11 protein-coding genes are annotated in these 13,548 nt (G+C 58.2%); 4 read left to right on the top strand and 7 right to left on the bottom strand.

Translation table 11 applies throughout. The features are described from left to right. The first annotated feature begins 65 nt into the window (after nt 1–65). From J5278_RS21840 to J5278_RS21830, 3 genes are all read left to right on the top strand, one after another. A complete protein-coding gene (locus tag J5278_RS21840; protein WP_209186492.1) occupies nt 66–1,061 on the top strand; it encodes an ABC transporter permease in 996 nt (331 codons plus the stop codon). A gap of 25 nt (nt 1,062–1,086) precedes the next feature. Then, nucleotides 1,087–2,154, top strand: a complete 1,068-nt coding sequence (locus J5278_RS21835) for a substrate-binding domain-containing protein (protein WP_142830999.1) — start codon at nt 1,087–1,089, stop codon at nt 2,152–2,154. A 69-nt stretch (nt 2,155–2,223) separates the two neighbouring features. Then, on the top strand, nt 2,224–4,722 hold the full coding sequence (locus J5278_RS21830; RefSeq protein ID WP_219259139.1) for an ATP-binding cassette domain-containing protein: 2,499 nt from the start codon (nt 2,224–2,226) through the stop codon (nt 4,720–4,722). A gap of 101 nt (nt 4,723–4,823) precedes the next feature. On the opposite strand, the gene J5278_RS21825 is transcribed toward J5278_RS21830, so the two are convergent. From J5278_RS21825 to J5278_RS21795, 7 genes are all read right to left on the bottom strand, one after another. Next, a complete protein-coding gene (locus J5278_RS21825; protein WP_219259137.1) occupies nt 4,824–5,480 on the bottom strand; it encodes a DUF3313 domain-containing protein in 657 nt (218 codons plus the stop codon). Between the two features lie 123 nt (nt 5,481–5,603). Further along, nucleotides 5,604–6,932: an ATP-binding protein gene (locus J5278_RS21820; RefSeq protein WP_142832607.1), complete on the bottom strand. Its 1,329-nt coding sequence runs from the start codon at nt 6,930–6,932 to the stop codon at nt 5,604–5,606. Continuing rightward, on the bottom strand, nt 6,929–7,651 hold the full coding sequence (locus J5278_RS21815) for a response regulator (RefSeq protein ID WP_142832606.1): 723 nt from the start codon (nt 7,649–7,651) through the stop codon (nt 6,929–6,931). The genes J5278_RS21820 and J5278_RS21815 overlap by 4 nt, the downstream gene beginning before the upstream one ends. Before the next feature lie 94 nt (nt 7,652–7,745). Then, nucleotides 7,746–7,895 carry a hypothetical protein gene (locus tag J5278_RS21810; RefSeq protein WP_153816505.1) on the bottom strand — a complete coding sequence of 50 codons (150 nt, stop codon included), beginning with the start codon at nt 7,893–7,895 and terminating at the stop codon, nt 7,746–7,748. A 296-nt stretch (nt 7,896–8,191) separates the two neighbouring features. Continuing rightward, nucleotides 8,192–8,665: a hypothetical protein gene (locus J5278_RS21805; RefSeq protein WP_209187785.1), complete on the bottom strand. Its 474-nt coding sequence runs from the start codon at nt 8,663–8,665 to the stop codon at nt 8,192–8,194. A 150-nt stretch (nt 8,666–8,815) separates the two neighbouring features. Then, nucleotides 8,816–9,424: an outer membrane protein gene (locus J5278_RS21800; RefSeq protein ID WP_209187786.1), complete on the bottom strand. Its 609-nt coding sequence runs from the start codon at nt 9,422–9,424 to the stop codon at nt 8,816–8,818. A 166-nt stretch (nt 9,425–9,590) separates the two neighbouring features. After that, nucleotides 9,591–11,333, bottom strand: a complete 1,743-nt coding sequence (locus J5278_RS21795; protein WP_219259135.1) for a sensor domain-containing diguanylate cyclase — start codon at nt 11,331–11,333, stop codon at nt 9,591–9,593. Between the two features lie 380 nt (nt 11,334–11,713). Here J5278_RS21795 and J5278_RS21790 point away from each other — a divergent pair, with 380 nt between their 5' ends. Beyond that, nucleotides 11,714–13,414 (top strand): PAS domain-containing methyl-accepting chemotaxis protein, encoded by a 1,701-nt coding sequence (locus J5278_RS21790; RefSeq protein ID WP_219259133.1) that lies wholly within the window; start codon nt 11,714–11,716, stop codon nt 13,412–13,414. The last annotated feature ends 134 nt before the right edge of the window (nt 13,415–13,548 follow it).

Raw genomic sequence — 13,548 nt, 5'->3', positions numbered from 1 at the left:
CGACCAGAGGCCGCCCGGGCAGCAGAGGTGTTTTTCGTGAGCGATTCCAAGAAAGGTGAGCTGAGATGAACTCAAGCTCGATGACATCGACCAGCTTGCAGAAGCAAAGCCTGTTTCGGATCCCGATGGCGCGGAGCTTCATGACGGTCGTCTTTTCGACTGTCCTGCTGCTGGTCGTGTGCAAGGTATTCGCGCCCTCGAGTGTCTCCTGGGGAGCGCTGTCGGGAAGCCTGCCGTTCGCAGCGATTATCGCGGTCGTCGGTCTCGGGCAGCTGCTCGTAGTGCAGCAGGGCGGATTCGACCTTTCACTTCCCGGCTCCGTCTCGCTTGCCGTCGTGGTTGCCACCCACTATCCTCAGCAGAACGATGCGCTGCTCTATCAGGCAGTTCTGATCGCGCTCGGGATGGCCCTCATTGCAGGTTTCGCGAACGGAATCCTCGTCAGCTTCTTCCGGTTGAACTCGATCATTGCGACGATCGGTGTCAATGCGCTGCTTTACGGCGCAGTCTTTGCCACCTCGGGCGGGGTTCCCTCGATCACGACGAACCTCCTTGCGGAGATTGCCGGTGGTGAGACCTTCCGGGTTCCGAATGCGGTGTATTTCGCGCTTGCCGCCACCGTGGTTGTTTCGTTCGTGCTCAAGAAAACACTGGTCGGGCGCCGCTTCGAGGCCATCGGGGCCAGCCCGCCGGCCGGTCGTGCCGCCGGACTTCGCGTTCGTGTCCACCAGATGATGGCCTATGTCTTCGCGCAGCTGCTCTATTGCACGGCCGGCATCCTGATCGCCGGCATCACCCGCGAGCCAACCGCGTTTCAGGGAGACACGCTTCTGCTGCCGTCTGTCGCGGTCGTCGTGCTGGGAGGCACTTCGCTGCTGGGTGGCCGGGGCTTCCCGATCTCGACTGTCATCGCGGCCTTCTTTCTCAATCAATTGAGCCAATTCGCCCTGTCAGTGGGGGTTCCGTATTCGGCTCAGACCATCATCCAGGCGCTGGCCCTGGGTTTTGGCATCGGTGTTTACTCGCTGCGTTGGCGAAGAAACGTAAGAAAAACGACCTGAACGAAAAACTGTGGAGGAGAAAAACATGAAACATTCGACATTCAAGAAGGGCTTTGCGCTCTCCGTTGCCGCCGCCGTCATGGCGCTTGGCAGCGCGGGTCTTGCCAAGGCCGAGACGCCCTCGTGGTGCGGCCCGAAAAAGGCCTCGTTGGCACTGCTCGACGGCTACGGAGGCAATAGCTGGCGTCAGGTGACGACGGCATCGGGCAAGCAGGTCGTCGATCTCTGCCCGAGCATTACCAAATATGAATATGCAGATGGCCAAGGTGATACGCAAAAGTCGATTTCCGACATCAAGGGCATGGCGGCCAAGGGTATCGACGCACTGGTCGTGTTCGGCGACGCCGGCCCTGCCGTGCTTCCGGCCATCACCAGCGTTTACAAGTCCGGCAAGGTCATCGTGCCGTACCGGGTCGCCGTTGGCGGCAAGGAGGGCGTCAACTATTCGAAGTTCATCGGCTCGTCGTTCGAGAACGATGGCGTGACCTGGGGCAACTGGATCAAGGGTATCCTCCCCAAGGGCGGTAACCTGCTGTTCCTCAGCGGTCCGGCAGGCAACAGCCAGGGTCTCGATGAACTCAAGGGCCTGAAGAGCGTTCTCGGTCCGGAATATGTCTTCGTCAACCCGCAGCCTTTCGCGGTCACCAACTGGGATCCGGCTCTGACCCAGAAGGTTCTGACGGCGGAAATTGCCAAGAATGCCAAGATCGACGTTATCGTGTCGGACTTCGGCCCGTCGCTGGTAGGTGCGCTGCCGACATTCACCAAGCAGGGCAAGTCGATCCCGGCGCTGGCAACATCCGACGGCAATTCGCTGGGTTGCCTGTTCGATGAGAGCAAGGCCAAGAACCCTGATTTCAAGCTGTTCACGGTCGCGACCGGCAACGACAACGTGCGGCTTGCCGTAGAATGGGCCATTGCGCTTGCAACCGGCGGAGAGAAGCCGAAGGACGAAATCTTCAAGGCCCCCGCATTCGAAGACTCGGTCTCCGGCACGCCGAACCCCGTCAAGTGCCGCAAGGACCTGCCTGGCTCAATCTATCTGTCGTCCGCACTTTCGGCAGAAGACCAGGCCAAGGCGGTCACCAAGTAACCGACGAACAGGCATGGATTTCCCCGGAGAGAACACTCTCCGGGGCAAGTTTTCGAGGACGGATAACAGATGTTGCAAACAGGCGTTAAAGCGGTCGAGGCGGAGACAAGAGACGTGATTATCCGTCTCTCCGGTATCTCCAAGTATTTCTCTGCCATCCCCGCACTCAGCGATGTGAACGTCGAGTTCTGCAAGGGCGAAGTTCACGCCATTCTCGGAGAGAACGGCGCCGGCAAATCGACGCTGATGAATATCATCTCCGGCACGTTGCGCCCGACCGACGGCGAAATCAGCTTCGAGGGTCGGCCGCTCCAGCAATTGACACCCGAGATTGCGAAGTCGCTGGGGATCGGTATCTGCTTCCAGCATCCGGCCATTCTCGAAGATCTTTCAATCATGGAAAATCTGCGTGTGGCGCTTCCGTCTTCGGTTTTTGCCGGCCGGTCGCCGCAGGAGGTCGTACAGGAGGTTCTCGATACGGTCGGGCTTCAAGTGCCGCTTGTCATGCGTGCCGATAGCCTGACGGTGGCGCAGAAGCATCTGCTTGAAATCGCCAAGGCCCTGGCGCTGAAGCCACGGGTTCTCATCCTCGACGAGCCGACGGCTTCCCTCGACCAGGATTCGACCGACATGTTGTTCGGACGTATCCGCGAAATTGCGGGCGCCGGCACAGCGGTCATCTATATCACCCATCGCCTGGCAGAACTTCGGCAGATCGCCCATCGTGTCACGGTATTGCGCGATGGCAAGGTGCGCGGTGCGGAAATGGTGCGGGACATCAGCGACGGTGATCTCGTCAACATGATCGTCGGGCGCACACTGAAATCGGCCTTTCCCCCAAAGTCGCAGCGGGCAGAGGACGAAACCAGCCTTTCCGTTAGCGGCATCAGCTCAAAGGAGCTGACAGACATCAGTTTCAACATGCAGCGCGGCCAGATCATCGGCGTCGCCGGCGTGGCTGGTAACGGCCAGCCGGAACTCATGCGCGTACTTGCAGGGTTGCATGTAGCGGAAGGGACTATCACGCTGCGTGGTCGGCAGCTGACGCAGAGCGAATTGCTGCGCGAAGCAGCCTTCATGCCATCCGACAGGCATGTGGAAGGGGTGGCAAGCAGCCTCACGGTGCGCGAGAACGCAACCTTCTCGGCTCTCGAAAAATTCTCTGTCGGCGGCGTCATGAGCCGCAAAAAGGAACTCGAGCAGGTCAACGCGATTTTCAGCGAGCTTGCGGTGAAGACACCCGGCTTGGAGGCGCCCATCCTGTCGCTTTCCGGTGGCAATCAGCAGAAGGTTGTGATGTCGCGGGCAATGCTATCCGATCCCGGCCTCATCATTGCCGACGAGCCAACGCAAGGCGTGGATGTCGGTGCCCGCTTCGAAATCTACCGTATCCTGCGCGAAGTCTCCGACCGGGGCACACCGGTCATCGTCAACTCCTCGGATGCCGTCGAACTCGAGGGGCTGTGTGACAAGGTCATCGTCATGTCGCGTGGCCATCTCGTTGCGACGTTGACCGGCGACGACGTCACCGAAGGACGCATCGTTGCTGCTGCCGTCAATGCCAGTACCCATGGAGGCGCCAGCGTTTCCAAGGCTGTTGAAAAGACCAGTGCATTCCGTCATTTCCTACAGTCTGACAACGCACCTGCTGTGCCCCTTGCGCTCGTCACAATCCTGCTCGGGCTCTATGTCTACAGCCAGAACGACAACTTCTCTTCGATCTACAACATCTACAATATCTTTCTTCTCGCAACGGCGCTTGGGTTCATCGCCCTCGGGCAGACCGTCGCGCTGCTGATGGGTGGCATCGATCTTTCCGTCGGCCCGCTCGCCGGCTTCCTCGTCGTCGTGGCCTCCTTCTTCATCAATGACGATAAATCCTCCGTCATGATGCTGGCGGGCTTCGTGCTGATGTTTGCCGGTGCTTTCATCACCGGTACGATCAACGGGCTGTTGATCCGCTTTGCCAATTTTACGCCGATCGCAGCCACGTTGGCCATGTATATTGCCGTACAGGGGCTGAGCTTCCTGCTGCGCGACAATCCCGATGGCTACATCAGCGCGACCGTCACCGATTGGGTCAATTGGCAGTGGGGGCCTTTCCCGGTCGCCTTCCTCGCATTGGTTGCAATCGCGGTCGGCGGCGAATATGTGCTGCGCCAGACAAAGGCAGGCTGGCGGCTGCGTGCCGTGGGTTCTGACGAGCATTCGGCGCGCAGGGCCGGCATCCGTGTCGACCTGACGTTCATTGCTGGCTATATCGCCTGTTCGCTGCTCACCGGCCTCGGCGCAATCATGCTGATGACGCAAATTGGCGTCGGAGATCCACGCCAGGGGATCAACTATACGCTCTCAAGCATCACGGCTGTGGTCCTTGGCGGCACCAGCCTCACCGGCGGCCGGGGAACGTTTATCGGAACCTTGCTGGGTGCGGTCCTGCTCACCGAGGTTCTGAACGCAGTCACTTTCCTCGGGCTTAGCCAAACGTTCCAGTATTTCTTCCAGGGTCTGCTGGTCGTCGCGGCTGCGCTCATCTATTCCGGTGTTCGCCGACGCGCCGCCAACTGAGATAGCGGATACGCTTTTCGCCGATGGCTACGGCTAGGATCCGGTTTTTGACCCTGCCGGGGGCAAAGGCTTCGGTCGGGGCTAGTTGAGGGTGCTCGGCACTAGCGAAGTTTGGCCAGCAGCGCGTCCGCACCTTTTTCAACGCCCACCATCGAAGCTTGCATCGATCCCATGCTAGCGCCGATATTCATTGCTCCCGGAAATTGTTTGCTGACATAGGCAAGCAGCAGGCGGCTCGTTGTTGCATCGTAGACCTCGACCGCATAGTTGACCGATCCCGTCATCGATCCTTCGCCCCCTCGGACTGCCTGAACGCCGTTGTAGACGCCGCCCGCGACGTCGAAATGGGAAAGCGTGCCGAGCACGGGGGTATTTGCTTTCGCGCCGGTGAGCGTTAGGTGCAGCCTGAGTGTGCTCGGCTGCGGAGCCGTCACGATCGAGAACCGCGTCTTCAGCTTGTCGGTGAATTCCGATTGCATGTAGCGCGCGAGAGCCTGCTTGTCCTCGGCGGAAACCTTGCCAAACTGAGCGTCGGCGCCAGCATAGACAGTCACGGGGTCAACGATCATTCTAGTGTATTGTCGAAAGCTGATGTCGCCCCGGAAAACAAAGGGTTCGCGACCATTCTGGTCATTGGGATTGGGTTTCAGCACCGACGCTGAGGCGAGCCCGTCGTAGACGACAGGACCGGTCGTCGTACATCCGGCAGTCACTGCACACGCAAATGCAATCGCGAAAAAGGTTTTGATTGTTGGCATAGAAAGATAGTCTCCGAGCTAAGATTCAGGAATGACCATCCGACATTTGTGTATTGTCGTGTCTTCTTTGATGTTCTGAAATATTCGCAGCCACGAATGAACAAACGGGGCGCTGCAAGCCTGTCAGGTTGCGGGCGGCAGCCGGATATCGGCCATCAGTCCTTTCGGCATATTGTCGAGCAACTGGAACGTGCCGTTGTGACCTTTCTCAACGATGCCCTTCGTGATCGTCAGGCCAAGGCCGAATCCGCTCCCCATCGCTCCGCCCTGCCGGGATGCATCCGCCTTGAAGAACGGCTCGAGCACGCGTATTTTCATCTCGTCGGGAAGGCCCGGCCCATTGTCCTTCACTGCGATCCGGACACTGCCGTCGTCCAGGCATTCCAGCGTTATGCAGACCTGATCCGCATAACGGACGGAGTTCGACACCAGGTTGCTCACGGCTCTCGTCAGGCCTTGCGGCTTGCAGATGTACACGACACGTCGCGGACCTTCGAACGTAACGTTGACGCCAGTGTCGGCGAAATCGCTGGCGACGGTCTGGAGGAGGCTCGACAGATCGACTTTGCGGGTGTTTTCGACCTTGTCGTTGAGGAATGAGAGGCTTTCGTCGATCATCGAGCCGAGAGTGGTGACATCTCTCAGCATCAGATCCTTGAGGTCGGAATCTGCCAGCCGTTCGGCTCTCATGCGAAGCCGGGTGAGGGGCGTTCTGAGGTCATGGCTGATGGCGCGCAACAGCCTCGTGCGATCGACGGTCATCTGCTGAATACGGCTGCGCATGGTATTGAGAGAGTTTGCGAGAATTCGGATCTCGCTCGCACCCTCGACCGTGAACGGTTCCGCATAGGTTTCGTTCAGGACCGTTTCTCGCTGGGCCGCCGTCGCGATGCGCTCCAACGGCCGGGTTATCAGCCGGCTGCTGAGATAGGCCATGATCGCCAGGGGAATGATGATCTTCAAAAGCCCGCTGGCAACAGCTGGAGCAAACCAGAGATATTTCGGAAACGCAGGGGCTTCAATCGCAAGCGCGTTGTTGTTGTCGAGCATGACGAGAAGGCTATGGCGGGGACTGGCGTGCGAGAAGATTTCGCCGATCTCCGCGGCAAAGGATTTGTCCAATAGCCTGCGAATGCCCGGGCGAACGTCTGCCTGGATCGGCACGACGGCGGCTGCGTCCGCGAACTGCCTGGGATCGACCCGCCCCATGCGGAGCCCGACGGCGGCCGCATTGGCAAGTGCTGCATCCTCGTCTGCCCGGGAACTGGCCTTTTTGAATTGCTGCAGCACCGTCTCCACGCGACCGGCGAACAAGCCGATCTCGATCCCCTTGTCATGTCGGCCATAGATGAACGGCTCGGTAATCGTCGCGACAGCGGATACGAGAACAACGAGGAGAATGGCAAGCAGGAGTATCTGTATGCGAAGGGACGCAGAACGCAGCGATATCACAATATCCGCTCCACTTTTGCGGCAAACATGTAGCCGCCGAGCCGGACCGTCTTGATAAACGTCGGCTCCTTGAGGTTCGGCTCGATCTTCTGGCGAACCCGACTGATGTGCGCGTCTATACTGCGCTCGATCGGTCCCGCAGTGCCCGCATGGGTCATCGACAGCAATTGTTCCCGCGTCAGGATCTTGTTGGGATTTTGGCAGAAGGCCAGTAGCAGGTCGAATTCGGCAGTCGTCATCGACACCTGCGCGCCCTCGGCGTCGTGCAGCTGGCGACTGTTTGGATCTATACGCCAGCCGGAAAATGTCAGGGCAGCGAGCCCGCCATCCTGTTCACGCACATAGGAAGCCCGACGCAGTATGCTCTTGATGCGGGCAATGAGTTCGCGCGAGTTAAACGGTTTGGTGACGTAGTCGTCGGCTCCCAGCTCGAGGCCGAGAATACGATCGATATCCTCCTGGAGCGCCGTCAGCATAATGATTGGGATGGTGCCGGAGGAGCGCAGCCTTCTGCAAATGCTGAAGCCGTCTTCTCCAGGGAGCATCGCATCCAGAACGATCAGATCGTATTTGTAGCGCGCCAGAAGGCGGTCCATGTCCGCACCGCTGTCGGCCGACGTCGCCTTGTAGCCATTGGCGCAGGCCAGCTCGACCAGCATTCCGGCGATTTCGGTGTCATCTTCAACGATGAGGATGTGAGCTTGGTCTTGAAATGTCATCTCGGCGGGCTCCCCGATCTCAGAGGCCAGTCTTATCGCAGTTGCAAGCCGATTGCTGGATTTATCCGCTCCGGTCTTTTTTGCAAGCTCCAGATCATATCCCACCGGACATCCCCGTATCGACAATGATCATCGAGATATAGCAGGCGCGTGCCGCAACCAGGACAAAAAAGGCAATTCCAAGAGTGAGTGTCGCGTAGTGGCGCCCACGGGAATACTTCGGCATGCCTTCGATGATCTTCATGAGCGTTATCCTCAGAACCTTCGCAAAAGTCAGAAGGCAAAAGAAGGCTGTCAGAACGAAACCGCTGACCGAGGCAGCGCCAATTATCCACAACATCAAAAGAGACCCTATCCAGAAGAGGAGTTCGCATTTTACCGCGGCGGCCTGTGCAGGATCCAATCCCTGGGAGAGCCAGGTAAAAGCGGTTCGGCCAGTTGCCAAAGTTTTCAAGCGACCAATGTGAGACATCGTGTCTGCGCTCCCATGACGCGTCATGAAACCCGGACGATGGCAAGAGAGATCGGAAATAAGCACGCTCAGACGTCCATCCTCGCCATGGAGCGGCTTTTGAAAAAATGCGCCGCTGCCTTGCGCCATCCCGCGTAGGCGGGGTTCGCTCCAGTCGGCTTGCGCCCGAACTCCGTGACTTTCTCAGGCTCCCGTCCTGATCGGGGCGCAGTGAGCGTCTTTATGCGGTTGACGAAGGCATTGACGTCGAACTGCTTGCTGCTGATCTCACCGCTGTCGGCTGTGAGCGACATATGGAAGAAGACCTCGAGGTTGACGACCGGGATTGTGATGATGTTTCGGACGATATCGATCTGCGGCCGGACGGTGACTGCCAGCGCGAATGCATCCGTACGAAGCGCGTCGAACAGGTCGGGGACTGTCGTGACTGCCACGGCGGGATAGCCCGCAAGTTCGAGCTTGGCGACGATGGTGTTTGCCGCGTTGGCCGGAAGAAAGACAAGAATGGGTCGTCTGTTATTTTTGCTCGCAGGTCCGCTCACGGCAAAGTCTCCTTGCTTGATCCGTCTGTTAGTTGGATTTTGTTCCGTCAATATTGCCGAGCTGCGATTGGCGGCGGGAGGCAGGTGAGACCATCCCGGATGAGCCGAGAAAGTCTCGCCTTTGTGCTTCCCGGGCCATCCTGTCCGCGGCTAGAACTTGTAGCTCGCGCCGATCATGACCTTGTTCTGTGTGGCGCCAAAATCGCCGACGCCGGCGCCGAAATCCTTCTTGCCGAAGTCCGAATATCGATATTCGCCACGAACCAGGACGTTGTCCGTAATAGCGTGTTCGACACCTCCACCCGCAGTCCATCCAATAAGGATGTCGTCTTTCTTGCGTATGGCGGGCAGGTCCAGCTTGCCGCTTGTCGCCGCGACGCCGGCAGTTGCGAAGATCAGCGTTCGGTCGAGGGCATAACCGATACGACCGCGTCCGGATGCATCCCATTCAAGGTCGGTGTCCTTGTCTTTGGCGAAGTTGTAGTTGAAGTCGTTCTCGATGCCGTAGACGATGCTGCCCGACTGGAAGTTATAGCCGGCGTGAATGCCTGCGGAGCCGTTGTCCAGATCTTCCTTGGTGCCGAGAACGGTCGTTTGATTCCAGCTATAGCCGCCCTGGGCGCCGATGTAGAAACCTGACCAGTCATAGGCTGAATAGGCAGCAGGCGCGGCCTCCGGAACAACGGACAGGTCCGCAGCCATTGCGGGTGCTGCCGACGAAATAGCGATAATGGCAAATACGAATGACTTGATGTGCAAGGGAATAACTCTCTTTCATAAAATGGATGCAGAGGCTGACCCCACGACGGGAGGCCGGTTCGCATTGCACTATGCCGGAGAGCAATATTGCAGAGTGTCTTTTTGTATTAAGTTATGTTGCGGCGCGAACAAGACGACCGTTTTCGTTCGCGCGCCGTCTCGTCGTTCAATGTTGCGTCGACCCTGAAGCACCGGAATCTGCCGTCTGTAGGTTCGGGGTCACCCGGCTGTCGAACGTAACGCAGTTCCGGCCACTCGTCTTCGCGGCGTAGAGTGCTTTGTCGGCGCTGTGGATGACGTCTTCAAGATCGCGGGCAACCGGCGTGCTAATGGCGCATCCGACGCTGGTTGTGAAAGTGATTCTGTGAGCGCCGGTGTTGACCATGGTCGCTGCAATCTCTTCCCGAAGACGATTTGCGAGCATGACGGTCGCCGCTTCGTCGGTCTCGCGAAGCAGCACCACGAATTCTTCACCTCCGAACCGTGCGACCTTGTCGGTGGAGCGGATACCGGCGCTAATGATATTGCCCATGGTGCGGATGACATAGTCACCCGCCGAGTGGCCAAACGCATCGTTTATTCGTTTGAAATTATCGATGTCGAACATGAGAATGCTAAAGGTGCCATTGCTCTTCTTGTAGTAATTCCAGGCGTCTTCAGCAAATTCCAGAAAGGCCCGCCGGTTGAGAAGGCCGGTGAGGCCGTCCGTATCGGCGAGGACCTGAAGGGTGTGGAGATCCTGCCCGAACCGACGCATCTTCTCCTCGTTGGTTCTCTTTTGAACCTCCACTTCGCGCTGCAGCGTATCGATCGTGCTGTAGGCATCCTGCTGGCCGGCTTCGGCAGATCCTAGTCTTCGCAGCAGGGAGCGGACCGCAGCGGAAAGCTGCAGAATATCCAAAGACCCGTGTTCACGCTCCACAGTCGTGCCATCTGTCTTGCGTCCGACGAGATCGAGGCTCTCGGCCAGGTTTTGCAGCGGCCTTGTGACAGCGCCTGACAGCACCCAGGCGAGGCAGGAGGCAATGCCGGCCACTGCAAGGCCAACCAGCAAAATCTGCAGCACCAGTTTGTTCGCCGCCCCATAGATCACATCGACCGGCTTGCGGGCGGCGACTGTCCAGCCGAGACCCGGGTAGTCTCCATATCCCTTGGTCGCAACCAGCGCGGTTAGCATGTCCTTGCTGTCCGCGTGATCGATGAAGACCGTGCCCCGGCTCGTCCCGGCGGCCCCGAGACGGGAAACGTCGATCTTCGCCGAATTATCGCCGATTAGAACCGAACCGTCACGCCCGACGACCCAGAGATCCGAAGGCGAGGCTTGATCCTCGTTGCTGAGAACGGTCCGTCGCACATCGTCCGCCCACGTCCAGCTCATATGGGCGCCAAGCACGCCGGCAAGCGTTCCCTGCCGGTCCCGCACAGGCATGGCAACGTCGACAAAGCGAAACGGGGCCTCGGTCGAAGAGGAGCGCAGCAGTTTGTCAAGCAGTTTTGCTTCGTGCACGTCCTCGACAGTGGGCGCTTTCAGGCCATTTACAAACCAGGGGCGTGCAGACACGGATTGACCTTCGAGCATGCCCTTGGTGGCAGCCCGCACGATCCCGTCCGGCGATGCAAAGCCCAGCCAGGCATATTCCGACAAGCTCTCCTGGAGCCGCTGGAGAACGACGCGCACCGCATCGGGTTCGCTTCCCCAGATCGACTGAAGCGGTGCAAGGTTGGCGATATTCTGGATTTCCCGGTAGCGTTCGAACATGTGCTGGTCGAGACGTTCTGCCATGTGGCGTGCCAGGGTCAGCAACTCCTGGTTTGCGCTGGAGACCGCGTTCTGACGTGCTAGAATTGCAGCGCCGGAAGCAGCAATGCCAACGGCTCCGACGCAGGTAACCGCTGTCAGCAGTGCCATCTGTGCCCTGATCGTCAACCGGTCGCGAAGACTTTGGAAAGACCAACTGCCTAGCGAAACATGCACGTTGAAAACCTCGCCTGCAAGAAACCCACCTTCAGAATTAACGCCCGTTTTGACGAGGCTGACCGACAGAAACCACACAACCATTTAAAATTCACGCACGTCTACCGCGCCGGCGACGCCCACATTGGGACGTTCGTTGTTACAGGTCCATAGCCATCCTGCGGCAAATTGCTGTGAATGCTGTCGAGACGGTACTGATCCGGCCAAATATCTTAAGCAGCACGAAGGGCTGGCATTCACAATTAATCGCTTTTTAAGCAAGATGTCAGACAATTGGGCCAGCATCTTAACACTGACATCCTTGGAGCCGCGCGGTGGTAAATTTTCTTTCTTCAAATTCCAAGCAAGTCCTCGACGCCCTTGATCTCTCATTTGCCGTCATCGAATTCGACATCAACGGAAATATTCTGGCGGCCAACAAGAATTTCTGTGATCTGATGGGCTATGCGCCGTCGGAAATTATCGGGAAGCATCATCGGATCTTTCTCGACAAGGAGTATGCGGACTCTGCCGAATACGTCGCATTCTGGAAAAGGCTCCAGAGCGGCATATTCGATTGCAGGGAATTCACGCGCGTCGCCAAGAACGGCAATGAGGTTTATATTCGCGGAAACTATAACCCCATCAAGAACAGTCGCGGCAAAGTCCTGAAGATCGTAAAATTCGCCAACGACATTACCCAGACCAAGATCCACGAACTCGACAGCGCCGCGAAGATCACCGCAATGTCTCGTGCGCAGGCAATGATCGAATTCACGCCCGACGGAAAAATCCTTTCGGCGAACGCAAATTTCCTGAAGGCGCTCGGCTACACTCTCGAAGAGGTGGTCGGCAAACATCACCGGCTTTTCGTTTCTGCCGCCGAAGCCAATTCTGATGAATATGCAGAGTTCTGGACGCGTCTGCGAGGCGGAGACTTTGTTGCGGACGAGTTTACCCGTGTCAGCAAGTCGGGACATCAGGTCTTTATTCAGGCGTCCTACAACCCGGTCTTCGATCTCAAGGGCAAAGTGATCAAGGTGGTGAAATTCGCCACGGATGTCACCCAACGCGTTGAGAACGTCGAGACACTTGCCGGCTGCCTGACGAAATTTGCTTCCGGCGACCTTTCCCAGCAGATCGACACCCCCTTTATCTCATCGCTGGAAAAGCTACGGGCCGATTTCAATGCAGCGTCAGGAAAGCTGCAGGATGCCATGAGAACCGTCGCTGAAAACGCAAAGGCGATTTCGGCGGGATCCAATGAGATTCGCTCATCCGCCGATGATTTGGCGAAGCGGACCGAGCAGCAGGCGGCATCCGTCGAGCAGACGGCTGCAGCTCTCGAGGAAATTACCACGACCGTCAAGGATTCCAGCCGACGCGCAGAGGAAGCCGGACAACTCGTTGCCCGGACCAAGGATCATGCGGACCATTCCGGTGCAGTTGTGCGCGAGGCAATCGGGGCGATGGACCAGATCGAGAACTCCTCGCGGGCGATCTCCAATATCATTGGCGTCATCGATGAAATTGCGTTCCAGACCAACCTTCTTGCCCTCAACGCCGGAGTGGAAGCGGCTCGTGCCGGCGAGGCAGGCAAGGGATTTGCCGTCGTAGCGCAGGAAGTGCGAGAGTTGGCACAACGTTCGGCAACGGCGGCAAAGGAGATCAAGGCGCTGATCACCGCCTCCAGTGTCCAGGTCGGCAACGGCGTTGCACTGGTCACTAAGGCCGGCGGCGCCTTGCAGGAAATCGCGCAGCATGTCGAAAACATCAATGCCGATATCTCGGCAATCGTTGATGCCTCCAGGGAGCAGTCCACGGCTCTGGCGGAGATAAATCGCGCGATCAATACGGTCGATCAGGGCACGCAGCAGAACGCGGCAATGGTTGAGGAGCAGACTGCTGCAAGCCACAGCCTCGCCAGCGAAGCCTCCGCACTCTTCAGCCTGCTCGACCAGTTCAGATTTGCCGATGGTGCCGCGACCAAGTCGCAGCGCTCTACGACGAACGCCGCTCTGCGAAAGGTCGCATGATCGCTTTCTGAAACATGCCCGAAAGGGTTGCTAATCCTGCCCGCCATTGGCCCCGCTGCTTGGCATCTAGCGAACAAGGACACGGCTGCAAGCCGTGTGGTCGGGCCTTATGTATCTCGACGCTGGCGGTTTGC

This window comes from Rhizobium sp. B21/90, from assembly GCF_019355815.1.
GTDB lineage: Bacteria > Pseudomonadota > Alphaproteobacteria > Rhizobiales > Rhizobiaceae > Rhizobium > Rhizobium rhododendri.
The sequence above is the reverse complement of the archived record's forward strand: the minus strand, read 5'-3'. Positions and strand labels throughout refer to the sequence as shown.